This is a genomic window from Collimonas sp. OK412, from assembly GCF_900112135.1.
Lineage (GTDB): Bacteria > Pseudomonadota > Gammaproteobacteria > Burkholderiales > Burkholderiaceae_D > Collimonas > Collimonas rhizosphaerae.
In genome coordinates, this window is the sequence record NZ_FOLC01000008.1 from 143532 (window position 1) to 170047 (window position 26516).

Consider the following 26516-nt stretch of genomic DNA (forward strand, 5'->3'; position numbering starts at 1 on the left):
GCAAATCCTCCTTGCCCATTCTGGCATGAAATTCTATTTTTTGAGAAGTTGATAACTATTGAGAAAATTGAATGGCTGTATTGTCATGGCTACACAGCATGATGACCATGAGCAGCAAGTTCACAGGAAGGGTTAAGAAGAAGGTGTCGCACGCCGAGAAAAAAATAACATGAGGTAAGCTATCAGAAAGCAAAGGCTGTCACCTAGTATCGTCGCTAACCTGAAGGAGGCGATAATAAGAAGACCGTTCGATCCCGAATAGTTGGTACTGAGTACACCTAACATGATTACTTCGCGGACACCTAAACCGGCGGGAGCGCCAGGGGCGACAAAACCAGCAACCCATGCCAAGGAAAAACTAGCGAGCAGTAACATAAAATCATGTTTTACGTCGGGCAGTAATATTGTCGCCATCAAAAAAAAACCTATGCCAATCATTACGTAGTTCAAGCTATAAGCAGCAAAAGACCGTAATAACGTAAACGTACCCGGTAGCAATCCTTCAAGCGACGAATTTGTATGGGCAGGGAAAAATCGTTTGAGCAAATGCGGCACCAGAGGGCGATAAAGCAGTAAAGCAAGGACTAAGATCCCGATAAGCGTGAGTATGAAAATTGTCTGGTGTACAAATGCAAAGCCGGTGAGACCGGACTGCGAGAAAAAAACGCCTACGGATCCGATCGCTAAGGCGGCTAGCAAGGTCAGCAGGGTTTCTGAAAAAACTGTCAATAAGAATGGCCGAATAGAGATGCCACGTGTCATCGACATCGCAGCACGGCCAATATGTTGCCCAATGTTCCCCGGTAGATATTTAGCTATCTGGGTAATACCCATAATCATCGACAGCTCGTACCATGAACGAGGACAGTTGATGTTGGCAAGCATGTTTTTCCAGGCCCAGGCGCTTACCGGAATGATGGTAGCGTAAAATAATGCTGCGACGATGATCCCTTCCAGTACCTGAGATCTAGCGTAATGCGAGATATTCTCAATGCTCAACGTCTTGATGGAATATCCAGCGAAGACAATAATAGCGGCCAGGCCAATCAATAGGGCCAATAAGCGATAAATTTTCTTCAGCATTGACGTTTGGCCTTGACGACGTAGCCGCTTCCGATATCCTTGTTGATAAAAATCTTTTGTATCGCGGAAAATATGCGTAAAACCCATTTTCCCGGCAAGGAACGTAACAAAGGGTAGAGCTTTACGTGTGGTCCGCGGTCGGTTCCGCTTCGATCATTATTTTGTTTGCGGTTTACAGCTTCGTTCTGAGCATTATTGTATATACGACGCGCATAAATGGGCGCGCTTATCCATTCAGTCAGGTTCGTGAGCGGAAATCCATAGCATTCGAATATTTCTACTTCCAGTCCAGCATTCTGCAGCAGCTTTATCAATGATTCGCGTTCATATCGTCGGAAATGTCCGGCCCAATTGTCGCCAGCGCGCCATAACTTCATGTGAGCCGGCACGGACAACAATAATTGGCCGCCTGGTTTGATCCACGATACCCACTGGGCCAATACCTGCTGGTCATCCTCGATATGCTCCAACACGTCGAAGGCGCATAATGCGTCAAAACAGTTTTGCCATTGCCCACAGGGTATCTCATGAAGCGGAATGTCCTGGCCGAATTTATCGATTACCGATTGCGATAATGTACGAGCTTCGGCAGAAAGCTCCAGCGCTTCACACTGGAATCCATTTTGGGACAACTCGACCAGCAAAGCTGCGGCTCCTGGACCGACTTCCAGTAGCCGTCCGGGCGGCATTTTGTTCATCAATTGCAGGATTCGCGCGCGCCGCATCAGATAGCGCGGTGCGGGAACCCAACCCAGTTCTGGTACTGCTGGTCCAAGTATCGGATCAATTTTCATTATTGGTTTTGAAATCTTCTTTTGTTAGCAGCCATTGACGGAACTGAATCCCGATTGCTGCAGCGTCTATCCTGTTTGCCAAGTTGGAGTGGCAGTGGAGCGGGTTGTAATTTGTTGATATATCCGCATGCGACTTCACCGCATGCGCCAGCGCAACGCCATTGCCTGCCGGGATTAGGGCGACGCACGGAGGACGGTGCTGTAATAGCTCCCGAATTGCAGGGGAGTCTCGGGTAATCAATGGTTTTTGTGCCGCAATAATCTGATAAACCTTGTTCGGAATCACATTGGCAGCCTTTTCCGAGCAGCCAAAAATGCCAAGACAGATATCCGCTTGCTGAATCCAAGTTATCAAATTCGGGTAATCAACCCATTCAAGCCAGTGTAGGCGAGGTAATGATAAATTTGCGAGCATTTGGCGGATGTGTAGTGTTTCTTGTCCCTTTCCAATTAATATCCAATCTATTTCTTCATCACGCAGTAAACTAGCTGCCTCTACAATATATTCGATCCCATGCAATGGAATAAACTGACCATAGAACAGTACCTGAAAGGGCTTTCCGGGCTTACGGAATGTTGTCGGTGATGAAGGGAATTTCTCTGTTTCCACGCCCACCCATACCATACCGCATTCGCCGTCACGTAAACGAAAGAGTCCTTCCAAGCGTCTGGCGTGTGCTTCGGTATCCATGAAGATTCCGTTGGCCACCCTGACGGCGAGCCACTCCAGCCACCATAGCATGCGAGCAACCGGATGGCGGACACCGAGTAAACGCCGGTCATCAACGACTGTATCGTAGGTTGATATAAATATATCCCATGCGACAGGCACGCGCCTTAACCAGGCGAAGCAGCGGATGACTAAGACATCGAGCAAACCTGGATAGCTGACCAGAACAAGATCATGGGCGGGTAAGCGCAGATATCGCCAGATCAGGGAGGGATAGGAAAAAAAGAGGTGGAGCATCAAAGCAAGCTTGCCGAAAATGCTGCTGACCTGGCTTTTGTCTTCAATCCCACTCCAGATATCTGTATGGCATTCGATCAATTCAAAGCCGTTTTCCCGTATCCCATCGCGTAGCAGCCTTACCCGTGGCTTGCCAGTATCGTAAGTACCCCACAAAACGATTTTCATCGACTCTGCTTAAACAACGAAGTCATGACACCGGGCGTTGACTGTATATCGTGATCAATAGAATGATCCAATACTGCGTTTACACCTTTGTCATCCCGTAGCCGAAAGCGCACGTCTTCGGTCAGCTTACGATTAGCCGCCAGCAGATCCGCCAAAAAAGCTACCAGCAAGGTCTGAAATCCCATTACCAACAAGACGGCGGCGAGAATCAGCGACTGTATGTGACCGCCACCTTCTCCGCCGAAGTATTTCCACATGAAGCGCAAACCAATCAACAGGCCGGCGCCGAATAGCATGGCGCCGATCGATCCAAAGAAGCGAAAAGGACGATAGATGATAAAAATCCGTACGATGGTGACGATGCTTCGCGCTACATACGATGAGATGCTTTTGACCAGACGTGATGGTCGCAAGTCTTCATTGACCCGAATCGGTACGGAGATGATGCTCATGTTTTTCTGTCCGGCCTGGATGATGGTTTCCAATGTGTAGGTATAACTGCTGAAAACAGTCAGGTTTTGGGCGGCAGTGCGGCTAATGGCGCGGAAGCCGCTGGTGGCGTCCGGGATGTCGGTTTTGCTGGCAACGCGGACCACCCAGCTACCCAATTTTTGCAACATTTTTTTCCACGGGGAAAAGTGTTCAATTGCATCAATCGGACGTGCGCCGACCACAATATCGGCTTGCTTGGCAACAATAGGTGCGGTAAGTGCGGGAATGTCGTTCGCGTTGTACTGATTATCGGCGTCGGTGTTGACAATAACGTCCGCTTTCAGATGCAGACTGGCCTCGAGTCCGGTCATGAAGGCGCGCGCTAGGCCTTGATTGCGAGTGTGGCGCACTACATGATCGACACCGTTTTTTCGGGCTACTTTAATAGTGTCGTCGTTGCTACCATCGTCAACGATCAACCATTCGACACTGTCAAAGCCGGGGACCTTTCTGGGTAAAGCGGCAAGCGCAATAGCCAAGGTTCCTGCTTCGTTATAGCAAGGGATTTGAATAATGAGTTTCAATTGATTCTGCCGCCTATATATTTGCCGCTTCTGAGAGTAGTATTTGGCATTATTGCAATAATCATAAGTGATATGTATTGATTTTTATGGATCATTTGATTTTATCGGCAAAAATAATATCAAAATGCTCAAAAAACATAAAATTGTTAGAATAATGCTGTGCATGCGTTTTTGATTTGATTTAATTATTGCATCAATAGAAAATATGAGGCTTTTTTCCAAAATAATCCCCTGCCGGCGCGCCTCTCCCTGTGCCGTATCTGATGTCATCCAAGCTGTAATTGCCTTGTTTGGTGGACTATCTACTCCTTCTAAAAGGAGTGCGGCCGGCTTATATATGACATCATTTAGCGAAATATTGGAATAGCAAAATTGCTGGTTTGAATTGTTTCGCACGGCTTTCACATTTAAAAATATCTTTCGTGAAAAAGATTCCGTACGAAGGCTTAGGGAAATAATTCCAGTATTTTCTCTATCCATATAATTTGCAAGTAAAAGATTAATGCATAATGTTCCAAATTCAGGGAGTTTTGATAAATTTTTTTCTGCATTCCAATTAACAGGTTGTTCTAAACGAAATCCAGATATTAATTCCCCAGTTTGAATATGTTGCGTAATTTTAGGAAATGGAACGATAGAGTATCTATATTTATTTGAATAAAAATCACTAAGCGAAGTTAGAATAAAAATTGGGAAAAATATTAGCAATAAAAATAGACAAACTATTGATTTTGAAAATTTCATGGATAATATTTTAAATAAAACGGAATGACTTGATCGATAAATACATAAAGCTCTGAGCATGCCAAAAATACAACTGCGCTATTGATTAATATTCGTGAAACTTTCAATCGCGATAATGCAATTGATACGGATAAGGTAGCTAATGGAATAATTGGGTAAAAATATCTTCCTTGAAGTGCTGGAACAGATCCATCTATAAGGAAACCACTGTAAATGTGATATAAGAAAATAGAACCAAAAAATAATGTAATTATGAAACCATATAAAGCAATTCTGTCGACATTATCTGTTGTGTAAAAGATCATGGGAATTGCAGAAATTCCCAAAAAAATTGATATTGATACTGGAAGAAATGAAATGAAATTCAAACTGGTGGCTCCAGTAAGCATTAGAAAAGCCGCAAAAAAAATCGCTGTCAGAAAAAAAATCGCCAATAAAGGAAATTTATAATAGTCTTTATTTAAACAAGCATTTATCCATGATATCAATGAATTATTTTTAAATTGCTTTGATTTTTCATGATATATGTTCCATAGAAGTATTGAAATATAGATCGTACATATACATGCTGTGATTGATAACAATAATAGGAAACTACTATATGAGAAACCATCAGCTGCGATTATGCTGAATTTTATATGACGTGGGAATTTGTCATATTCAAGAAAAAAATCTTCTGAACCTGGTCCAAGATGTCCAAACATGCCGTAAAACCATTGAATGGTACGGTCAAATACTGATTGGGTTTGAATAAAGTCCAAAAAATTTTGTTGCAACGGGACATCCAACCCTGGTTTCCTATCAGTGCCAGATGTATAAAGAGGGTTTCCAAAATATATAGTATTTCGCACCATCCAGGCCATGATTGTGGATGTCGATATTAAAGATAGTTTTAATATATGCTTAAATCGTTTTGGTTCTGAAATTTCTAAAGTGAAAATAAATATCATTGGAGCCAATAAGGCCCAAGGAGTCATTATTTTTGTTCCAGCCGCCACTGCAAGCCATACCGCCGACCAATAACAATCTCGAATTTGGCGATGAATGATATAACGAGTAAAAAAATAAGTAGCCAGAGCACAAAAAAGAAAAAGAGATATATCGTGATTGGTTCCGGAGGATAAATGTGAAATCATTGGGATGAACCCAACTGCAGCGGCGATTGTTGTGGCGCGTGAGGAATCTAATCCTGCGGTTCTGAAAGTACTAAATAATACGAGTAAAAGTAACGCGCCAGATAACGACGAAACTATACGAGGCAATCGATAAAGAATATTAATATCATTAGTTAACCAATTTCCTATTTTTAAAGGAATTGCCGCAATGAAGTAATATATGGGAGGGTGTTGTGCAATCCAATTATATGCGGGTCGTGCGTTGGTAGTATTTTCAATATACCCCATGATGTCAGCACCAATAACTGACTTGTTGTCTGACGAAATGCTTAAAACTGGAATGCCTTTTCCATTTGCAATATCCTGAACATATGCGAAATGTCCTATCTCATCTGGAATGCCAGAAAATGGTGTTATAAAAAATGAGAGATAAAGTGTTTTTATTAAAAAAAGTAAGGAAATAAGAAGTATAGATATTGGATAGTAATTAAAAAATTCTTTGATTCGAAACATATCTTGCCTAATGTGGAAGGAAATTAAAGGCATAGAAGATTGTAATGTAAATATTTATAACCATTGTTTATATGATTTTCGGTGAAAATGAACGAAATTGCATGGAATTTTACATATTATTTTGTATCATATTGTATTAACTTATTCGTTAACAAGAATTTCCCGATAGCTGTTAGATCCGGCATCAGTGAGCATCATAAAATTCATTGAATTAGGTGCCAGTCTTGTTTTTATGTAAATCCGATTTGTATTGATATGCAATGCGTCCTGGTAAATCCAGTCCGAACTGCATCCGATTCGATCAATGGAATTGAATGCTTCAATTGGTTTGCTTGCTAGCTGGCTTCCCGCCGCCATGGCAACACGGCATAATACGGCCATGGAACAACAAATTCTCGAAATCGACATTGCCGACTGGCAGGTCAGCACCCCGAACTCGGCCTGGATTTCCGCGCTTGAGGCCGGAAAAGTCCTGTATTTCCCGCATCTCAGCTTCAGCTTCACGGCCGACGAACGGCGCTTCCTGACGCCTGCGATCCGCGATCCCAAGAGCCGCAATATCAGCCTGGACGCCAACGGCAAGCTGAAGGGAGCGCTGGGCGACGCTGCCGATCAAGAGGCGTTGGCCAGCATGATCGGACGTTTCCGGGCGCAAGCGCAGCAGCTGATCCACTCTTTGCTTCCGGCCTACGCCGACAGCCGCAGCGAATTGCGCATGGCGCCCACCAGCTATCGGCCGATGCAGGTGGAAACCCGCGCACAGTCGTGGCGTGCCGATGACCGCCGCTTGCACGTCGACGCTTTTCCGTCGCGCCCTAATTACGGTGAGCGCATCTTGCGCGTATTCGCCAACGTCAATCCGGACGGCGTGCCGCGCATATGGCGTGTCGGCGAACCTTTTGAAGATGTGGCGCAACGCTTTTTGCCCAGGGTAAAAGCTTATTCGCGCTGGCAAGCGCAGGCGTTGCATGCCTTGCATGTCACCAAGTCGCTGCGCAGCGAATACGATCACCTGATGCTGCAGCTGCATGACGCCATGAAGTCGGATCCGGCCTATCAGAAAGACGGCCCGCAGGTGACGCAGCCGTTTGCCGCGGGCTCGGTATGGGTATGTTTTTCCGACCAGACGCCGCATGCGGTGATGGCTGGCCAATACATGATGGAGCAGACCTTGCACCTGCCGGCAGCCAAGCAATACGATCCCGGCGCCAGCCCGCTGGCGATCCTGCGCCGCCTGACCGGCCGTGCGCTGACCGAATGAAGGCTGCATCGGGTTTTGATGCGGGGCGGGCCTGGCGCATTCGTCTGTTGTATTCCGCAGTATGGTGGCTGGCGATGCCCCTGGTATTGCTGCGTTTGTGGCGCCGCGGCGGCAAGGAGCCCGGCTACCGCCAGCATGTGGCGGAGCGCATCGGCTTTTACCCGCCCATCGCGCCGGCGCCGGCGTCGCGCAAATTTCTTTGGGTGCATGCGGTTTCGGTAGGTGAAACGCGCGCTGCCGAACCCTTGATAGCGGCGCTGCTCGATGCCTATCCGGAACACGCGGTCCTGCTGACGCACATGACCGCGACCGGCCGCGCCACGGGACAAGCCTTGTTCGGCAAATCGCCGCGCGTGCTGCAATGTTTTCTTCCTTACGATACCGGCTGGATGGCCGGCCGCTTCCTGCGCCATTTTTCACCGGTATTGTGCGTGCTGATGGAAACTGAAGTGTGGCCGAACCTGATCGTCCAGTGCGGGCGCCGCAAGGTGCCGGTGGTGCTGGCCAACGCGCGCCTGTCGGAGCGCTCCCTGCGTCGCGGCAAGCGTTTTTCCACCTTGATGACCGAAGCTGCCAGCGGCATGTCTTGTGTCGGCGCGCAGACCGAAGCGGATGCTGCACGCTTGCGGCAACTCGGTGGCGACAATGTACAGGTGACCGGCAACCTGAAATTCGACGTCACGCCGGCTCCGGCCTTGCTGGCGGTCGGCGCCGCAATGCGGGAGCAGATCGGCAGCCGCCCGGTGCTGCTGTGCGCCAGCACGCGCGACGGTGAAGAGGAACTGATCCTGGAAGCCTTGTTCAAGCGCAGCCAGGACACTGCCTACGCCAATTTGCTGACCATCATTGTCCCGCGCCATCCGCAGCGTTTCGACGAAGTGGCCGCCATGGCCACAGCGAAGGGCTTGCCGCCGCTGCGCCGCACCCGCCTCGGCGGGCAGCCAGTGCCGCCGCAGGTGAAGGTGCTGGTCGGCGATTCGATGGGAGAAATGTTCGCCTATTACGCTGCCTGCGACGTGGCGTTCATCGGCGGCAGCCTGCTGCCGATGGGCGGGCAAAACCTGATCGAGGCATTTGCAGTCGGCAAGCCGGTCTTGATCGGACCCCATACTTTCAATTTTTCAGACATCACCGAACAAGCCATTGCGGCCGGCGCAGCGCAACGGGTGAGCGACGTCGGCCAGATGCTGGACACCGCCCTGCAACTGTTGCAGGCCGGCCCGCAACGCCAGGCGATGGGCGAGCAAGCCATCCATTTCGCGCAGCTGCATCGAGGCGCCACCGCGCGCACCATGGCCTTGCTGGCGCCGTTTATCTGACCTTGCCTGTCAACCATGCATGCATCTTTTATCGTCACCAAAGTGGTCAGCGCGCTGCTGCTCCTGCCAACCAACCTGATCTTGCTGTGTATTGCGGGCATGCTGCTGCGGCGCGTTTTCCCGCGCATCGGCATGGCGCTCAGCCTGGGGTCATTGCTGCTGCTGGTAGTGCTCAGCAGCAAGGCCGGGGCTTTGTTGCTGGTGGCGCCGCTGGAGCAGCGCGCTCTGCCGCTGGCGGCGGGCGCAGCCGACGGCGCGCAAGCCATCGTCATATTGGGTGGAGGCAGGCTGGCAAATGCGCCGGAATACGACGGCGGCGATACGCCAAATTATTGGACCCTGGCGCGCTTGCGCTACGGCGCCAAATTGCAGCGCCGGACCGGGCTGCCGATACTGCTGTCGGGCGGCACGCCTGACGGTTCCAGGATATCGGAGGCGGCCGTCATGGCAAAAAGCCTGAGGGACGATTTTGCGACGCCGGTCAAATGGCTTGAAGAGGCATCTGACGATACCAAGCAAAATGCAAAATTCTCCGCTCAGATTTTACGGCAAGCGAAAGTCCAAAAGATCATTCTGGTGACTGATGCCGTGCACATGCCCCGCGCGCAATTGTTGTTCGCTCAAACGGGGCTGCAGGTGGTTGCTGCTCCAACCGTATTCCTCAGCCGGGACCGGTTTACCCTGCTAAGTTTCTTGCCGTCTGGCGAAGGCATGCGTTACAGCGGATATGCGTTGCACGAATGGCTGGGGTTGCTCTGGTAGGGGAACGGCAGGATTTTTCCGGGCAAATCGGAACTGTGCAACCTTGAACCAGCTCAAATTTTGGAAAAGCAATCGGATTTGTAAGGGTTTGTACCGATTTGTAAGTTATTGATTTATATAGGGGGTTTTAATGACATGAGGAACCCAAGTTTGCTATCCTTCGCTATTTCGCAAAAAAAGCGGCCTCAAGAGCTTGCGTTCCGACATGTGCTTTTTTACAAACTCCGCTCGATTGAGTTTCTATCCTTGAAGCTTGATGATGCATATATTATAAGTCAGTAAGGATTGCAATTGAGTATCAACACATCTTGTAACTCTGCTTCAGATAATGTTCTCAACCCCAATGCTGTGCACGTGGCCTTCGGTGTTGATACTAATTATTTTCGAGGCATGGGCGTCAATATTACCTCTATTGTTAAAAACAATCCTGATGTGGTTTTCATTTTCCATGTGTTTGCTTTTTCGATTACCGATGACAGCCGGCGCCGGTTGCAGGAATTGGAAGCCAGCCACAATATTTCCATAATAATTCATATCCTGCACACGGATATATTGTCTGAATTCTCTCAATTTCCTTGTTTTTCGCAACACCCGCTTGGCACATTTATCCGGATATTGATCCCCAATTTAATGCAAGGGATCGCCGGCAAGGTCCTGTATCTTGATGCAGACATCCTGTGCATGGGGAAAATTGACGAGTTATTGCCGATTGAAATGAACGACTGCATTGCCGCAGTTGTACACGATGAGCTTGAAACTACGGTAAAGACGCAGGTTGCGGCATTACATCTGCAGCATCATGAATATTTCAATGCTGGCGTAATGTACATTGACGTCAATAATTGGGTGGCGAACGATACGCAAAACAAGGCGCTCACGGTTCTTTCAACCCAAGAATTGCGTTTCGCCGACCAGGATGCGTTGAATGCCGTACTCAATGGACGTGCAAAATACATTGATGACAAATGGAATTACCGCTATCACCTGGTGGATTTTCTCAGCAAGGGCGGCACGCGCCTGAATGTGACGAAGCCGTTTGTGTTCATGCATTTCACAGGCCCGGTAAAGCCTTGGCAATCCTGGTGCCTGCATGAAGCCAGGTCGATATTCGTCGAATACCAGTCAATGTCTTCCTGGGCCGACATGCCGCTGGACCCTCCGAAAAGTGTCAGGGAATTAAAGTTGTTTTCGAAATTCCTGATCAAGCAGCACAGGATCGTTGAGGGAATCGGATGGCATGCGAAATATTTATGGCTAAGATTCATGAATAATGTAAAAAAATACACCTGACCATAAATATCCTGTTTATGCCTTCATGCGTGTTTTTAGGAAACTAAAATAGCATTAATTTGAAACCGGGTCTAAATTTCAGTTGTCGGAATAATATGGCGATGTATTTATTTCTAAGCGCTATAACATTTGCAAATCGGAGAAATACTTGCGTTACGTGAAATTGTTGATTGCTTCCATCGTCATAGCTTTTTATACATTGGCATTGGTTGTAGATCGTGCGGCCGGTGTGCTTTTTGCCTTATTGTTATTGTGCAGCCTGATTTTGCTTGCCTCCAGAAGATATCCGGACGATAAATCATTTGGCCAGGTGATGAAAGGCTATTGGCCGCTTTGCCTGGCAATGTGCGCTCCTTTGGTTGCGGTATTTGCTAACCAGCTTGCATCCGGTCACTTCGCGGGCAGGACTTATGACCCGCTACTTCGGCTTGCGGTGTTTGCCTTGATTTTCTGGATTCTCTCGTTCTTGCCGATCAGGTACATGAAACATGTGCAATGGGCCCTGGTCATAGGCGCATTTCTGGCAGTTGTCAAAATCTATATCCTTACGGACGGCGGAGCCACGCGTTATGGAACAGATTTCATTCCCATCATCATTTTTTCCGAAATGGCCCTGTTGCTGGGGGTATTCTCGGTATTTTCGATCGCGTGGAACAAGCCTGGCAATAAGCTGGCCATATTATTCAAAATTGCAGCGCTTTGTACCAGTTTGTATGTCGCCTATTTATCGCAATCACGCGGGGTCTGGCTGACGATACCGGTTTTTATTGCGCTTGCCTGCCTGGTAACCAAAAACATCCGCACCAGTTATAAATTATCTGTCGTAGTTTTTTTTATAATATTAATTGGCGCCGTCGCCCACTACGGTCAAATTGTCAAAGAGCGAGTATCTGTTGCCGAAAGCGATATGACCCAGTATTCCGGGGGAGAAAATGTCGACACTTCTCTCGGCATCCGTCTTCAGCTATGGCGAGGATCCTGGGTGCTGTTTACAGAACACCCGATTTTCGGAGTCGGGGTAGAAGGATTCCCGAAAGCATTGGAAGAGTTGTCGGAGAGAAATGTCATTACGCCGGTCGCAGCAGGTTTTCCGCATTCCCATAACGAAATATTATTCATGATGTCCAGGCTGGGATTATTCGGGCTGTTTGCATTATTGGCATTGTATTTTGTGCCGGCATATTATTTTTTACGCGATATACGCAATGATGACCATGAGGTTCGATATACGGCCGGGATGGGAGTAGCGCTCTGTCTTGGTTTTATCGTCCTGGGGCTGGTGGATGTCATATTTTTATGGTGGGAAATCTATCCTTACTATGCCTTGAGCATTGCGTTTTTCCTGACGTATATCATCAAGCGTAAAAAAATCCTGGCGGAACAGGGGCAGCTATCTTAATCTGCCCGGATTCATATGCCGTCTGGATTCATGTTTTGCCAGCGCCATGAGTCGCTGCATATGACATCCAGTCCTCGTGTGGCCCGCCAGTCGAGGATTTCCGAGGCTAAAGACGGATCTGCGTAGTAGGCGGCGACGTCACCCGAGCGTCTTGGCACAATTTCATAGGGAATCGGGCGCCCGCATGCTTTTTCATAAGCGTGAATTACCTCAAGGACGCTGATCCCATGTCCAGCGCCAAGATTCACGGTGAACGATCCATTGCCGGATGCACCGTCATCAAGCAGATGCGATACCGCCGATACATGCCCCTCCGCCAGGTCCATTACATGGATATAGTCGCGCACGCCGGTGCCATCCTGGGTAGGGTAATCACCGCCATATATGCGTAATTTCTCCAGTTTGCCCACTGCAACCTGCGCGACATAAGGCATCAAATTATTTGGAACGCCGCGCGGATTTTCACCGATCAACCCGCTCTTGTGTGCGCCGACCGGATTGAAATAGCGCAAATATCCTATTTTCCAGTCACGATCCGAATGTTCGAGATCGCGCAGGATTTGCTCGCCCATCAATTTTGTCTGGCCATATGGACTGGTTGTCCGTAAAGGCGCGTCCTCTTTGATCGGTACTGAATCGGGGTCGCCGTAGACCGTGGCCGATGAGCTGAATACCAGTGTTTTTACGCTATGCCGTGCCATCACCGAACATAAATTCAACAAGCCGTTCAAATTGGTGTCGTAGTAGGTCAATGGCTTTTCTACCGATTCTCCCACTGCCTTCAGTGCGGCAAAATGAATGGCTGCGTCGATTTTATGCTGCTGGAAAATGGAGTCGAGCAGGGATGCATCCCGTACGTCGCCTTCAATAAAATTCAGTGTTGACTGGGTAATCGCAGAAATGCGTCCAATCACTTCCATGCTGCTGTTGCAGAAATTATCCAGGCCGATCACGTCATACCCGGCCTCAAGCAAGGCGCACCAGGTATGAGAGCCAATATATCCGGTGGCTCCGGTCAGGATGATGGTTTTCTTCATGGGGAATCTATTTCAATCCATATTGGGGGCAGAGACAAACTGTAATGGTAAAAAAAACGCCGCACAAGTGCGGCGTTTTGCAGGACTCAAGCCCAGGACGGTTATTTCGTCGCCGCCACCACGGTATTTTCATTCAAACCGCCACCCAGCGACCGGTACAGGTCGATCGCATTGTTCAGGCGCAGCTGCCGCGTCTGGATCAGGGACTGCTGCGCCGAGAACAGGTCACGCTGCGCATTCAGGCGGTCGGTCGAACTGGCGATGCCGTTCTTGTAGCGCAGTTCGGTCAACTTCACCCGCTGTTCCTGCGCCTTGAGGAAGGCATCCTGGGCTGCCAGCTGTTCTTCCAGCGTGCCACGGGCAACCAGTGCATCGGCAACTTCCCGGAATGCGCTCTGGATGGTTTTCTCGTAGCTGGCAATCGCCAGGTTCTTGCGGATCTCGCTCAGCGACAGGTTGGCGCGGTTGCGGCCGCCCTCGAAAATCGGCAGCGTCAGCTGCGGCACGAACGACCAGGTGCGGCTGCCGGCCGAGAACAGGCTGCCCAGCGATGTGCTCGCATTGCCGATTCCCGCCGTCAGCGAGATGGTCGGGAAGAAGGCGGCGCGCGCCGCACCGATATTGGCGTTGGCGGAACGCAGCTGCTGCTCCGCTTCACGGATATCGGGACGGCGGTTCAACAGATCGGAAGGCAGGCCGGCCGGGATCTCGGTGACGATTTGCTCATCCGACAGCGATTGCGGCGCGGGCAGGTCGCCTAACGGCTTGCCGACCAGCAGAACCAAGGCGTTGGTGGCCTGGCCGCGCTGGCGCACCAGCGTCGCCAGCGATACGCGGGCAGACTGCACCAGCGTTTCGGAGTTGCGCAGGTCGAGTTCCGACGAGGCGCCGACATCAAAACGCATCTTGTCCAGCTTGTAGTCGTCCAGGCGGCTGTCCAGGGTCTGCTGCGCCAGCCTTTGCTGCTCGGCATACGACTGCTCGGTCAGGTAAGCCTGGGCAACTTGCGAGATCAGGCTGATCTGCGCCGCCTGGCGTGCTTCTTCGGTCGCCAGGTAGCTGGCCAGGGCGGCATCTTTCAAGCTGCGCACGCGGCCGAAAAAGTCCAGCTCGAACGAGGTCATGTTCAAGCCGACCTGGTAAGCGGTGCCAACCGCGTTCTGGCCCGGCACCAGCTGGTACGTGGCGGTACGGCCGCGGGTGCGGCTGAAATTGCCGTCGAAGTTGGGCAAGGCGTCGGCCGCCGTGATGTCGTACTGCGCGCGCGCCTGCTCGATGTTCAAGGCAGCGGTGCGCAGGTCACGGTTGTTTTCAAGCGCCGAGGCGATCAGCGCCTGCAGCCGCTGGTCCGGGAAAAACTGGCGCCAGCCGAGCGCCGCCGCATCCAGCTGCGCCTGGCCGTCGGCGGCAGCCGGATAGCTGCCGGCCACCGGCGCTTCCGGCCGTACGTAGGTCGGCGCCATGGTGCAACCCGAGAGGACCCCTGCCAAGAGCAGGGCGCCGGTCAGTTGCTTGGGTAAGTACGCCGTAATTGCCATATTAAACATGCTGATTCTCCACATCTATTTTCTGATTGGCCGCATGCAGCTTGCGTTGGCGTTCGCTGCCTTTGAATAGTTTGCGCACCACCACGAAGAACACTGGCACCAGGAATACCGCCAAGGCCGTCGCTGTGATCATGCCGCCCATCACGCCGGTACCGATTGCGCGTTGGCTGCCTGAACCGGCGCCGGTCTTGATCGCCAGCGGCAACACGCCCAGGATGAAAGCGAACGAGGTCATCAGAATCGGCCGGAACCGCAGATGCACAGCTTCCAGCGTCGCTTCGATCAGGCCCTTGCCTTGCGCCTGCAGGTCTTTAGCGAATTCGATAATCAGAATCGCGTTCTTCGCCGACAAGCCGACCACGGTAATCATCCCGACCTTGAAGTAGACGTCGTTAGGCATGCCGCGCAAGGTTACGCCCAGCAATGCGCCGAGAATCCCCAGCGGTACCACCAGCATCACTGCCAGCGGGATGGAAGTGCTTTCGTACAATGCTGCCAACACCAGGAACACCGCCAGCAGCGACAATGCGTAAAGCATCGGTGCTTGCGAGCCTGAAGTCTTTTCTTCCAGCGACTGGCCGGTCCATTCAAAGCCGAAGCCGGGAGGGAGTTTCGCGGTCAACGCTTCCATCTCGTCCATCGCTTCACCTGTGCTGTGGCCAGGTGATGCGCCACCGGAGATTTTCATCGCCGGATAGCCGTTATAGCGCGTCAGCTGTACCGGACCGTTAGTCCAGTGCGAGCTGGTGAATGACGAGAACGGCACCATGGTTCCTTGGGTGTTCTTGACATACAACCTGGCCAGGTCTTCCGGTTGCAGCCGTTGCGGTGCATCGGCTTGCACGATTACCCGTTGTTGACGGCCCTGGTTAGGGAAGTCATTTACGTAGGAAGAGCCAAGCGCGGTCGACAGCGCGCTGTTGATGGCGTTGAACGAAACACCCAGGGCATTAGCCTTGTCGCGGTCGATATCGAGCTGCAGCTGCGGTGCATCTTCCAGGCCTTCAGGACGAACTCCAGCCAGGATCTTGCTTTGCGATGCCATGCCCAGCATTTGGTTACGCGCTGCGGTTAGCGCGGCATGCCCTTGTCCCGAACGGTCTTGCAGGCGGAAGGTAAAGCCTGTGGCGTTGCCCAGTTCTGGAATCGGCGGGGGATTCAAAGGATAGACGATGGCGTCCTTGATTTGCGTGAACACGCCGAATGCCTTGCCGGCGATTGCGTCGGCCGACTGATCCGGACCACGTTCGCTCCAGTCCTTGAGCGGTGTGAACACCAGGCCGGCATTCTGACCGTTGCCCGAGAAACTGAACCCGGTAATGGCAACCACATGGGCCACACCAGGCAATTTCGAATAGTAGTCTTCAATCGTCTTGATGACTTCCAAGGTGCGGTTGGTGCTGGCGCCGGAAGGCAATTGCACGTTGGTGATGATGTAGCCCTGGTCCTCGGCCGGCAGGAACGACGCCGGCAAGCGGGCATACAGCAAACCGACGCCTATCAGGATCGCGCCATATATCAGCAGGTAACGGCCGGTCTTGGTCAGCATCTTGGCGATAACGCCTTGATAGCCGTTGGTGGTCGCGTTGAACTTGCGGTTGAACCAGCCGAAGAAACCCTTCTTCTCGTGGTGATGTCCAGCTTCCACCGGTTTCAGGATGGTGGCGCACAGCGCCGGTGTCAGTGTGAACGCCATCAGCACCGAGAACACCATCGAAGCGACCATCGACAGCGAGAACTGGCGGTAAATCGCGCCAACCGCGCCGCTGAAGAACGCCATCGGGATGAACACCGCGATCAGCACCAGGGTGATACCGATCAGCGCGCCGGTGATCTGGCCCATCGCCTTGCGGGTTGCATCGCGCGGCGACAAACCTTCTTCGCTCATGATGCGCTCGACGTTTTCCACTACCACGATCGCATCGTCGATCAGGATACCGATCGCCAATACCATGCCGAACATGGTCAGGACGTTGATCGAGAAGCCGAACAGCAGCAGCGTGGCGAAAGTACCCATCAGGGCCACCGGCACAACCACGGTCGGGATCAGGGTGTAGCGGATGTTTTGCAGGAACAGGTACATCACCAGGAACACCAGGATGATCGCCTCTACCAAGGTCTTGACCACTTCTTCGATCGAAATCTTGACGAATTTCGAGGTGTCGTAAGGAATGGTGTATGTGACGCCGGGCGGGAAATACTTCGACAGCTCAGCCATCTTGGCATGGACTGCGGTAGCGGTGCCCAGCGCATTGGCAGTTGGCGACAACTGCACGCCGACGAAGGAAGTCGGCTTGCCGTCCAGCCGGCCGGCTGTCGCATAAGACTGGCCACCGATTTCAATACGCGCAACGTCGCGCAAACGTACCACCGATCCATCCGCATTGGCGCGCAACTGGATATTGCCGAACTGTTCAACCGTATTCAGCTGGCCGGTGACAACCACGGTGGCGGAAATCTGCTGAGTGCCAGGGCTAGGCAAATCGCCGATGGTGCCGCCTGCGACCAAAGCATTTTGTGCAGTGATTGCAGTCGTGACGTCGCCTGGCGTCAGATTGAGACCAACCAGTTTGGCTGGATCAATCCAAATCCGCATGGCGCGTTCAGTACCGAACAGCTGGGCCTGGCCAACGCCCGGCACGCGCTTGATTTCGTTCAGCACGTTGCGCGACAGGTAATCGCCGAGTGCAATCGGGTCGAGCTTGCCGTCACTTGAAGACAGGCCGATAAACATCAGGAAGTTGCTGCGCGACTTGGTCACTTGCACACCCTGTTGCGTGACTGCCGCCGGCAGGCGAGCTTCTACCCGCTTCAAGCGGTTTTGCACGTCCACTGCTGCCAGGTCGGCATTGGTTTCAGGCGAAAACGTCACGGTGATGGCTACCGTGCCGTTAGCCTGGCTTTGCGACTCGATATATTGCAAACCGTCGGCGCCGTTCATTTCCTGTTCAATCAGGCTGGTAACGCTATCGTCGAGGGTTTGTGCAGTTGCGCCAGGGTAGGTGGCGTTAACTACAATCGTCGGCGGTGCAATCGAAGGATACTGCGCCACCGGTAATTGCGTGATCGCCAAAGCACCCCCGAGCAGGATGAAGATGGCGAGCACCCACGCAAATACGGGGCGGTCGATGAAAAACTTGCCCATTGATAGGCTCCTTATTTAGCGGTAGATGTAGCAGCTGAGGCAGCTGCCGCGCTGGCGCTGGCGCCGGCCGCTGCAGCGGGTGCGGCTGTAGCTGCCGGAGCAGCATTAGGCTTCCATGGCGACGGATTGACCGGCGCGCCTGGCTTCACCTTTTGCAAGCCGTCAACGATCACCTTGTCGCCGGCTTTCAGGCCTTCGGCAACGATCCATTTGTCGCCTTGTGCGACATCGGCGATTACCGGCCGTACGGCCACTTTATTGTCAGCGCCGATCACGAACACCGAAGCGCCGTTGAGGTCGCGCTGGACTGCCTGTTGCGGCACGGTCAGGGCGGAGGCGTTGACTGCCTGCTCGAGCCTGGCGCGTACATACATGCCAGGCAACAGGCTGCGGTCCGGGTTAGGGAATTCAGCGCGCAGGGTGACCGAACCGGTGTTGGCGTCGACCGTCAGGTCGGAAAACAGCAGCTTGCCGCTTTGCGGGTAGGTGCGGCCGTCTTCAGTCACCAGAGTGACCTTGGCTTGGCCGGCGCCGGCGCTTTCCAGCTGGCCGCTCTTCATTGCCTGCTGCAATTTGAGGATGTCGGTGCTGGACTGGGTCAGGTTGACGTAGATCGGATCGATCTGCTGCACCACTGCCAGCTGGGTCACTTCACCCTGGCCGACCAGTGCGCCTTCGGTCACCAGCGCCTTGCCGATGCGGCCGGAAATCGGCGAGGTCACGGTGGCGTAGCCGAGGTTGAGGCTGGCGGTCTGGCGTGCAGCCTTGGCGGATGCAACGTCAGCGGCAGCTTGCTTCTGGGTGGCAACGGTGTCGTCGTAATCCTGCTTGCTGACGGCATTGACGTCCACCAGCGGCTTGTAGCGCTGTGCCTTCAGGGTCGCGGTAGTCAGGTTTGCTTCGGCCTTGGCCAAGGTTGCCTGGGCACTGTCGTAAGCGGCTTGCAACGGCGCCGGATCGATCTGGTACAGGGTCTGGCCAGCCTTTACATCGCTGCCTTCGCGGAAATTCCGCTTGAGCACGATACCGGCTGCCCGCGCGCCGATCTGGGCGATACGGGTAGCTTCCAGCCGGCCTGGCAATTCCGTGGTGAGGGCAAGGCGTTCCGGGGCGACGGTGACGAATGAAACACCGGCTGGCGGTTGCGCTTGGGCTTCCGGCTTCTTGCCGCAGGCGGCAACAGCGGACAGGAGCGCGATAGCCAGGGTGATACGCGTGAGACGACTGATAGAGCTAACTGAATTCATAAAATTCTCGCACGGTAATTGAGGAAAGACTGCAGATCTGACAGGTGACTCTGTTTCTGGAATTGACATAGGATATATAAGTAATTGCTTTGTTGCACCGGATGCCTTGCCAGAAAGCGGGTGGAACAGCCGGAATCCTGCTATTATACATACATGCACGAATGTATGTGTTATGTCTGTATTGCTAATAAATTATTTGCTGCGAGCGCACAAAATATCGTAACAGTTTGGAGGTCGGCTTAAAATGGCTAGAAGTACAAAAGAAGAAGCACTGGAAACGCGGAGCCGCATCCTGGATGCGGCAGCGGAGGTGTTTCACCAGCACGGCGTGGCGCGCACCACGCTGGCCGACGTCGCCAGCGCCGCTGACGTGACGCGCGGAGCTATCTATTGGCACTTCAAGAACAAGAGCGATTTATTCGATGCCATGTGTGAGCGGGTGCGCCTGCCGATGGAAGCGATGATCGAAAAGACCGCAGACGAAAATGCGCACGATCCCCTGAACCAGTTCCGCAACAGATGTTTGTTCACCCTGCAGGAAGCGACGCTCAATCCGCAGTCGCGCAAGATTTTTGAAATTGTCCTGCACAAGTGCGAGCTGGTGGATCCGGAAGATCCTATCTATATCCGCCAGCATGAGTGTTTCTTGCAAGGCCGTACCGACATAGAACGCTTGCTGCGGTTCGCGATTGCAAAAGGTCAGCTGCCGCGCGAACTGGATCCGGTGATGGCCGCGGTCATGGTGCAAGGATTGCTGTTCGGCATCCTGAGCAACTGGACCTTCAGCCCGCACAGCTTTGATCTCGCCGACAATGTTTCAAAAGTAGTCGACAACTGCATCCACATGTTCAAGACATCGCCGTTCATGCTGAAAAACAACGACGCCTGATCCTGATGTGCAGTTCCCGGGTCCGCCAGGAATCCGTTCAATATACAGCCGGCGTCAATAACGCGTTGATCTGCTGCAGGTCTTCTTCTTTCAAGGTGCCGACCGCTGACTTGAGTTTCAGGCTATTCATCAGCGTATCGTAACGCGCCTTGGCCAGATCCCTGCGGGTAGAGAACAGTTGCTGCTGCGCGTTCAGCACATCGATATTGATGCGTACGCCAACCTGGTAACCCAGCCGGTTGGAGTCCAGCGACGACTGGCTGGAAATCTCCGCCGCCTCATACGCCTTGATCTGGGCCAGGCCGCTGTTGACCCCCAGGTAAGCCTGGCGTGCGTTCAACGCTGCGTTCCGGCGCGCGCTTTCCAGGTCCGAGCGCGCCTTGTCTTCCAATGCCACCGCTTGCCGCACGCTGCTGTTGACGGCGCCGCCGGCATACAGCGGGATGGTCCACTGCACGCCGATCGAGTTGTTCATCTGCGAAATATTATAAAAAGGAATCGGGCTGCCGCTGACATCGGAGTGCGCGCGGCTGGCCACCAGGTCGACTGTCGGCAGATGGCCGGCACGGTTTTTCTTGATTTCGTATTTGGCGCTATCAAGCGCAATTTGCTGGCCTACCACGCCGAAATTCTGCTCCTCGGCGCTGCTGACCCAGCTCTCGATCGCCGCCGGCTGCGGCGCGCTCAGCTGGACGCCGGGACGCAGGGTCGCCAGCGGCGCCGGCGGCTTGCCGATAATCTGCTGCAGCACGTTGCGGGCGACTTCCAGGTTATTGCTGGCGGCGATTTCCTGCGCAATCACCAGGTCGTAGCTGGCCTGGGCTTCGTTGGTGTCGGTGATGGTGGCGGTGCCGACTTCGAAGTTGCGCTTGGCGGAGGCCAGCTGCTCGGCAATCGCGCTTTTCTGGGCTTGCAAAGTAGCCAGCACGTCTTGCGCCGTCAGCGTGTCAAAGTAAGCCTGGCTGACGCGCAGCATCAGGTCCTGTACCGCCTGGGCAAACTTCACTTCGCCGGCAGCGACCGACAGCTTGCTTTCCTGGTACTGCTGCCAGTACGCAGGACGGAACAGCGGCTGGGTGAGCTGCAGGCTGTAGTTGTTGGTGACGGTTTTCCAGGATTCCCCGGCGCGGCTGTAGTTGCCGCCGAAGCCGACCACCGGCAGCAGGGCGGCGCGGCCCTGGATGCTGGCCTCATTGCTGGCGCTGAGCGCGTAACGTGCGCTGGTGTATACCGGATCGTTGGCCAACGCTTGCTGATACGTCTGTACCAGATCGACCGCATGTGCATTTGCAGCCAGCAATGCACTTGCGATCAACGAGGCCATAAGGGTATTGCGCATTACACTCTCCGGAACGGTGGCGGCAGGCAGGCAGGTGTGGTCTGGTTCGGTTGGGTCGGGGCCTGGGTCAGCGCGCCCTAGTAAGTCGGCATGGCCGGATCGACCTGCTGCGCCCAGGCGTGGACGCCGCCGGTCAGGTTGCTGACCGCAGAAAATCCGTGACGCTCGAGAAATGCAGCGACCTGCATGCTGCGCGCGCCATGGTGGCAGATGCAGACGATCGCCTGGTCTTCTTCCAGGTCGTTCAGGCGCGCCGGCACTGTCTGCATCGGCATCAGCTGCGCCGCGGCGATGTGGCAGGTCTCGTATTCCCATGGCTCGCGCACGTCGAGCAGCAGCGGCGCCGGCCGTTGCGGGTCGGCGATCCAGGCGGCCAGTTCTGAAGCGGTGAGATGTTGCATGGGCGGGCTTAGAATTTGAAGTGGGAATGAACGGCAGCTTCGCGCAGCGGCTTGACGTTGGTTTCAAACAGGTGGACCGTGCTGTAGTTGCTGTCCGAAGTGCGGGTAATGATTTGTGCCGACATCACCGGCGCTTCGCCCAGGATGGTGACAATCCGGCCGCCGACATTGAGCTGCTTGAGGAAGGCGTCCGGCAGCGTCGACAGCGAGCCGGAAATCACGATCACGTCGTAAGTCTTGCTTGCGCCCTGGTCCCAGCCCTGGGCGCCGTTGCCAAGCATTACCTCGACATTGGTGATGCCATAGGCAGCCAGGTTCTTTTCAGCCAGCGCTTTCAGCTCGGGATCGATTTCAACCGTCGTCACATGCCTTGCCTTGTAGCACAGCAGGGCCGCCATATAACCCGAACCGGCGCCGATTTCCAGCACTTGCTCGTGTTTCTTCACGGCAGCTTGCTGCAGCAGTCGCGCCTCGACCTTGGGCGCCAGCATGCTTTCGCCGTTCGGACCCGGCAGCGGGATCTCGGTATCGGAAAACGCCAGGCTCTTGTAGGCGGCAGGAACGAATTCCTCGCGCCGGACTACCGTCAGCAATTCCAGCACGTCCAGTTCCAGCACGTTCCAAGGGCGAATTTGCTGTTCGATCATATTGAAGCGGGCTTGTTCGATATTCATGGTTAAGGCTCGGTAGTGAAAATAAAGGGCTCATTCTATCAAAGGCCACCCTCAAAACCTTAGGACTTGCGCAAAACTGCCCCAGCGGCGTTACTCCTCCTAGCCGTACGCCATACCGTCTTCGTCGTCGCGCCTTGCCGGGACAGTTTGGCGTAAATCCTGAAGCCAGGGCGCGCTACGGTTTGCTGAGCAAGCCGTGCAGGCAAAGATCGATAAAACTGTCCAGGTAACTGCCGGCATCCACAGGCTCCACGTGGCAGGGGTTGAGCGGTTGTTGCCACATCATCAGCATGATCACCGGCGCAATCAGTACGTTGGCGGTCTGGCGCACGTCGATCGCACGGAATTCGCCGCGCTCGATGCCACGCTGCAGCATGCGCACGATCATCGCTTCGCCGCGTTCGCTGACTTCTTCGCGGTGAAAAGCTGCGAGTTCAGGGAAATTGCCCGATTCGGCCATCAGCAGCTTGGTGATGCCAGCCAGCTTGGTGGCGCCGATGTGCTCCCACCAGCCCAGCAGGATTTCGCGGAACAGGTCGGCGCTGGGCCCCTGGTAGCCGTCGATGATGTCTTCCGCTTCAGCCAGCGCCGGCACTATGTTTTCGCGCACCACCGCCTTGAACAAATCTTCCTTGCTCTCGAAATACAGGTACAAAGTGCCCTTGGAGACGCCGGCCCGGGCCGCGACGTCGCCCAGCCTGGTGGCGGCGAATCCGCGTTCGACGAACAGGTCCAGCGCGGCCGCCAGCAGTTCCTGCGGACGCGCTTCCTTGCGTCTTGCCCAACGGGGTTTGGAGCTGAAAGGGCAGTTCATGAATCCTTGGTTTCCTCAGTTGCCTGCTCGTTACTGACTTAAGAGTCAGTAATGTAAGCGGCAACCGCTGGAGTGTCAAGAAAGGTTGGCGTCCGCACTGGAACTTGAAGGATGCGCGGCGATTGCCGGTAGAATCTGGCCTTCGGTTAAATCGGCGTTGTTACAGGTTTCGGATGTTTGCAAAAAATACATGGATTGGCGGGGGCAGGGCATGAGCGTGCAAAGCATCGCTTGCCGTCCCGATTGCGGCGCCTGCTGCACGGCGCCGTCGATTTCGTCGCCGATCCCCGGCATGCCCGGCGGCAAGCCGGCTGGCGTGCGCTGCATCCAGCTGGACCAGGCCAACCTTTGCCGGATTTTCGGCAGTCCCGATCGTCCCGCGGTATGCGCCAGCCTGAAGCCGGCGCTGGACATGTGCGGCAATTCCCGCACGCACGCCATGCATTATCTGGCGACGCTGGAACGATTGACCGCCATGTAGGGTCTGTCAGCAGACAGAATAAGGAAAATCCGAATGCAAATGAAAAATTACATGCCTGTTACGAAAATGCCGGCGCTGCTGGTTTTGCTGGCGACGCTGCTGTTGTCTTCCTGTGCGGCCCTGATCGGACCGCGCGATGTCGAATTTCCATTGACCAAACTGCAGCAATCGGTAGACAAACGCTTGCCGTTTTCCCAGCGTTACCTGGGCCTGTTCGAAATAACCGCCGACAAGGCCCAGCTCAGCTTGCCGCCCGAACAGAACCGCCTGGCCATGACAACCGACGTGGTCCTGACCATGCCGCTGCTGGGTAAGTCGTGGAACGGCAAGATGGCGATCTCGGGCGTGCTGTTCCTGGATAACCCGCATAACGCGGTGACATTGCAGGAGGCAAGGCTGGATAGCCTGGTGCTTGACGGCCTGGACAATACCTACGCTGCCCAAGTCACGCAGATCGGCAACCTGCTGGCGCGCCAGCTGCTGACCAACCTGCCGCTGTATACCTTCAAGCCGGAGGATTTGCGTTATGCCGGCGTCGCTTTCATGCCGACCAGGATCGGCACCCGGGCAGAAAATCTGGTGGTCACGTTTGAACCGGTAAAATAGCCGGCAGGTTTTAAGAAAACACCAGCAACCATATGACAGCCAGGGCGGTATCATTCGCCTCGGCGCTTGATTTCCTTTCTCTTACAACTCCCACACTACATGGATATTATTCTTGCGTTAAAAGTGCTCATCATGGGCCTGGTCGAGGGATTCACCGAATTCCTGCCCATCTCGTCAACCGGCCACCTGATCCTGGCCGGCAGCTTGCTGGATTTCACCGCCGACATCACGCGGGAAAAAGCCGAAGTGTTCGAGATTGCTATCCAGGCCGGCGCGATTTTCGCAGTGTGCTGGGAATACCGGGCCCGCATCGGCGCGGTCCTGCGCGGCCTCACCAGCGACCCCAAGGCGCGCAAGCTGGTCGTCAACCTGATCATCGCATTCGTGCCGGCAGCGTTGCTGGGCCTGTTTTTCAGCAAGATGATCAAGGAAAAACTGTTTGCGCCTTTGCCGGTGGCGATTGCGCTGATCGTCGGCGGCTTCATCATCCTGTGGGTCGAGCGCCGCAACAAGGGCGGCGACCGTGTCGCCCGGGTCGAGTCGGTGGACGACATGAGCGCGCTCGATGCATTGAAGATCGGGATTGCCCAGGCGTTTGCGCTGATTCCCGGCACCAGCCGTTCCGGCGCCACGATCATCGGCGGCATGATGTTCGGCCTGTCGCGCAAGGCCGCCACCGAGTTTTCGTTTTTCCTGGCGATTCCAACGCTGTTTGCCGCCACCATCTATTCGCTGTACAAGGACCGCGCGCTGCTGTCGGCCGCCGACATCCCGCTATTTTCGATCGGCACCGTTGCCGCGTTTGTTTCGGCATTCCTGTGCGTGCGCTGGTTGCTGCGTTATATCAGCAGCCATGATTTCACCGTGTTTGCGTGGTACCGGATCGTGTTTGGCCTGGTGGTGATCGTGACCGGCTACACCGGCTGGGTGAATTGGGCGCATTGAACCGGGCTTCCGCAGAAAAGTTGGCCGGATTTTAAAACGGCCGTTATTTTGATCCTGAACAGGAGAGTGTTGTGGCAGGTGTATGTTCCGCTGGTACCGATATCGGGTTTGCATCGCTGGATTACGTGCAGGTCGCGATCCTTGGCGTAATTCAGGGCATCTCTGAGCTATTGCCGATTTCTTCCACTGCGCACATGCGCATCGTCCCGGCCATACTGGGCTGGCACGATCCCGGCTCGGCGTTTTCCGCGGCGATGCAGCTGGCTGCGCTGGCTGCCGTCGTCAGCTACTTCTGGCGCGATGTGCGCGAGGTGACGGTCGGCAGCATCACGGCGGTGCGTGAGCGCAATTTCAGCAGCCCGTCGTTCCGGCTCGGGGTGGCGATCGTCCTGGCGACCATCCCGATCGGGATTGCCGGCCTGGCGCTGGCGCCGGTGCTGAACGCCTGCGGCTCGCCGCTGCGCAGCCTGAGCGTGATCGGCTACGCCTGTATCGCCATGGGCGTATTGCTGGCGATTGCGGAATTGAGTTGCCGCCATCGCCGTACGGTCGGCGAGATGCGCCTGCGCGACGCGCTGATTGTCGGCTTGGCGCAGGTGGGGGCGCTGATTCCGGGCGTGTCGCGTTCCGGCTCCACCCTGACCGCCGCCTTGTTCCTTAATTTCAAGCGCGAAGAAGCGGCGCGCTTTTCTTTCCTGCTCGGCCTGCCGGCGATCGCCCTGGCCGGCTTGAAAGAATTGCTGGTGCTGCTCCACCTGCACATGCCGGCGGAAACCTGGATGCTGCTGATTTTCGGCCTGGTGGTCGCCAGCGTCTCGGCGTTCGGCGCGATCTGGGGCTTGATGAAATTCCTGGAGCGCTTCTCGACCTGGCCGTTTATCGTGTATCGCATCGCTTTGGGGATTTTCCTCCTGGTGGCGGTACATAACGGCTTCCTTAATTAAAAGAAAACTTCGTCAA

The 26516-nt window shown here is 53.9% G+C and carries 24 protein-coding genes; 10 read left to right on the top strand and 14 right to left on the bottom strand.

Annotated features, from left to right (window positions below; translation table 11 throughout):
- Nucleotides 1–132: 132 nt before the first annotated feature.
- From BM062_RS11115 to BM062_RS11135, 6 genes are all read right to left on the bottom strand, one after another.
- Entirely contained in the window at nt 133–1083 is a 951-nt protein-coding gene (locus BM062_RS11115) for a lysylphosphatidylglycerol synthase domain-containing protein (RefSeq protein ID WP_175500960.1), read from the bottom strand.
- Complete coding sequence (locus BM062_RS11120) at nt 1077–1877, bottom strand: class I SAM-dependent methyltransferase (RefSeq protein WP_092396766.1); 801 nt, start codon at nt 1875–1877, stop codon at nt 1077–1079. Before BM062_RS11120 ends, BM062_RS11115 begins: the two co-directional genes overlap by 7 nt.
- Nucleotides 1867–3012 (bottom strand): glycosyltransferase, encoded by a 1146-nt coding sequence (locus BM062_RS11125; RefSeq protein WP_092396768.1) that lies wholly within the window; start codon nt 3010–3012, stop codon nt 1867–1869. The genes BM062_RS11120 and BM062_RS11125 overlap by 11 nt, the downstream gene beginning before the upstream one ends.
- Nucleotides 3009–4028, bottom strand: coding sequence for a glycosyltransferase family 2 protein (locus tag BM062_RS11130; RefSeq protein WP_092396770.1), 1020 nt, complete (start codon nt 4026–4028; stop codon nt 3009–3011). Before BM062_RS11130 ends, BM062_RS11125 begins: the two co-directional genes overlap by 4 nt.
- Before the next feature lie 84 nt (nt 4029–4112).
- The gene (locus BM062_RS25010) at nt 4113–4772 is read right to left on the bottom strand and encodes a hypothetical protein (RefSeq protein WP_139220028.1); all 660 of its coding nucleotides are present in this window, start codon (nt 4770–4772) and stop codon (nt 4113–4115) included.
- A complete protein-coding gene (locus BM062_RS11135; RefSeq protein WP_175500961.1) occupies nt 4769–6400 on the bottom strand; it encodes a glycosyltransferase family 39 protein in 1632 nt (543 codons plus the stop codon). The genes BM062_RS25010 and BM062_RS11135 overlap by 4 nt, the downstream gene beginning before the upstream one ends.
- 379 nt (nt 6401–6779) lie before the next feature.
- On the opposite strand from BM062_RS11135, the gene BM062_RS11140 reads away from it, so the two are divergent.
- The 5 genes from BM062_RS11140 (at nt 6780) to BM062_RS11160 (ending at nt 12431) form a co-directional block, all read left to right on the top strand.
- Entirely contained in the window at nt 6780–7661 is an 882-nt protein-coding gene (locus BM062_RS11140) for a Kdo hydroxylase family protein (RefSeq protein WP_092396774.1), read from the top strand.
- Nucleotides 7658–8980 (top strand): lipid IV(A) 3-deoxy-D-manno-octulosonic acid transferase, encoded by a 1323-nt coding sequence (waaA, locus tag BM062_RS11145; RefSeq protein WP_254785038.1) that lies wholly within the window; start codon nt 7658–7660, stop codon nt 8978–8980. The genes BM062_RS11140 and waaA overlap by 4 nt, the downstream gene beginning before the upstream one ends.
- Nucleotides 8981–8995: 15 nt before the next feature.
- Complete coding sequence (locus BM062_RS11150) at nt 8996–9742, top strand: YdcF family protein (RefSeq protein WP_092396776.1); 747 nt, start codon at nt 8996–8998, stop codon at nt 9740–9742.
- A 291-nt stretch (nt 9743–10033) separates the two neighbouring features.
- Nucleotides 10034–11032, top strand: a complete 999-nt coding sequence (locus BM062_RS11155; RefSeq protein ID WP_254785039.1) for a glycosyltransferase family 8 protein — start codon at nt 10034–10036, stop codon at nt 11030–11032.
- Nucleotides 11033–11189: 157 nt separating this feature from the next.
- Nucleotides 11190–12431, top strand: a complete 1242-nt coding sequence (locus BM062_RS11160) for an O-antigen ligase family protein (protein ID WP_254785044.1) — start codon at nt 11190–11192, stop codon at nt 12429–12431.
- 11 nt (nt 12432–12442) lie between these two features.
- Here the strand turns inward: BM062_RS11160 and galE are convergent, their stop codons facing one another.
- The 4 genes from galE to BM062_RS11180 form a co-directional block, all read right to left on the bottom strand.
- Nucleotides 12443–13468, bottom strand: a complete 1026-nt coding sequence (galE, locus tag BM062_RS11165) for a UDP-glucose 4-epimerase GalE (protein WP_092396782.1) — start codon at nt 13466–13468, stop codon at nt 12443–12445.
- 101 nt (nt 13469–13569) lie between these two features.
- Entirely contained in the window at nt 13570–15015 is a 1446-nt protein-coding gene (locus BM062_RS11170; protein ID WP_092396784.1) for an efflux transporter outer membrane subunit, read from the bottom strand.
- Complete coding sequence (locus tag BM062_RS11175) at nt 15008–18160, bottom strand: efflux RND transporter permease subunit (RefSeq protein WP_092396786.1); 3153 nt, start codon at nt 18158–18160, stop codon at nt 15008–15010. Before BM062_RS11175 ends, BM062_RS11170 begins: the two co-directional genes overlap by 8 nt.
- A gap of 11 nt (nt 18161–18171) precedes the next feature.
- On the bottom strand, nt 18172–19407 hold the full coding sequence (locus BM062_RS11180; RefSeq protein ID WP_092396788.1) for an efflux RND transporter periplasmic adaptor subunit: 1236 nt from the start codon (nt 19405–19407) through the stop codon (nt 18172–18174).
- Nucleotides 19408–19651: 244 nt separating this feature from the next.
- Here BM062_RS11180 and BM062_RS11185 point away from each other — a divergent pair, with 244 nt between their 5' ends.
- Nucleotides 19652–20296, top strand: a complete 645-nt coding sequence (locus BM062_RS11185) for a TetR family transcriptional regulator (protein ID WP_092396790.1) — start codon at nt 19652–19654, stop codon at nt 20294–20296.
- A gap of 37 nt (nt 20297–20333) precedes the next feature.
- Here BM062_RS11185 and BM062_RS11190 read toward each other — a convergent pair whose 3' ends face one another.
- From BM062_RS11190 to BM062_RS11205, 4 genes are all read right to left on the bottom strand, one after another.
- Nucleotides 20334–21635, bottom strand: a complete 1302-nt coding sequence (locus BM062_RS11190; protein WP_092396792.1) for a TolC family outer membrane protein — start codon at nt 21633–21635, stop codon at nt 20334–20336.
- 77 nt (nt 21636–21712) lie between these two features.
- The gene (locus BM062_RS11195) at nt 21713–22036 is read right to left on the bottom strand and encodes a rhodanese-like domain-containing protein (RefSeq protein WP_092396794.1); all 324 of its coding nucleotides are present in this window, start codon (nt 22034–22036) and stop codon (nt 21713–21715) included.
- A gap of 8 nt (nt 22037–22044) precedes the next feature.
- A complete protein-coding gene (locus BM062_RS11200) occupies nt 22045–22710 on the bottom strand; it encodes a protein-L-isoaspartate O-methyltransferase family protein (RefSeq protein ID WP_092396796.1) in 666 nt (221 codons plus the stop codon).
- 175 nt (nt 22711–22885) lie between these two features.
- Complete coding sequence (locus BM062_RS11205) at nt 22886–23524, bottom strand: TetR/AcrR family transcriptional regulator (RefSeq protein ID WP_092396798.1); 639 nt, start codon at nt 23522–23524, stop codon at nt 22886–22888.
- A 190-nt stretch (nt 23525–23714) separates the two neighbouring features.
- Here BM062_RS11205 and BM062_RS11210 point away from each other — a divergent pair, with 190 nt between their 5' ends.
- From BM062_RS11210 to BM062_RS11225, 4 genes are all read left to right on the top strand, one after another.
- A complete protein-coding gene (locus BM062_RS11210) occupies nt 23715–24005 on the top strand; it encodes a YkgJ family cysteine cluster protein (protein WP_254785040.1) in 291 nt (96 codons plus the stop codon).
- Between the two features lie 51 nt (nt 24006–24056).
- On the top strand, nt 24057–24611 hold the full coding sequence (locus BM062_RS11215; protein WP_175500962.1) for a DUF1439 domain-containing protein: 555 nt from the start codon (nt 24057–24059) through the stop codon (nt 24609–24611).
- Nucleotides 24612–24710: 99 nt separating this feature from the next.
- On the top strand, nt 24711–25556 hold the full coding sequence (locus tag BM062_RS11220) for an undecaprenyl-diphosphate phosphatase (protein WP_092396802.1): 846 nt from the start codon (nt 24711–24713) through the stop codon (nt 25554–25556).
- A 71-nt stretch (nt 25557–25627) separates the two neighbouring features.
- On the top strand, nt 25628–26500 hold the full coding sequence (locus tag BM062_RS11225; RefSeq protein ID WP_092396804.1) for an undecaprenyl-diphosphate phosphatase: 873 nt from the start codon (nt 25628–25630) through the stop codon (nt 26498–26500).
- The last annotated feature ends 16 nt before the right edge of the window (nt 26501–26516 follow it).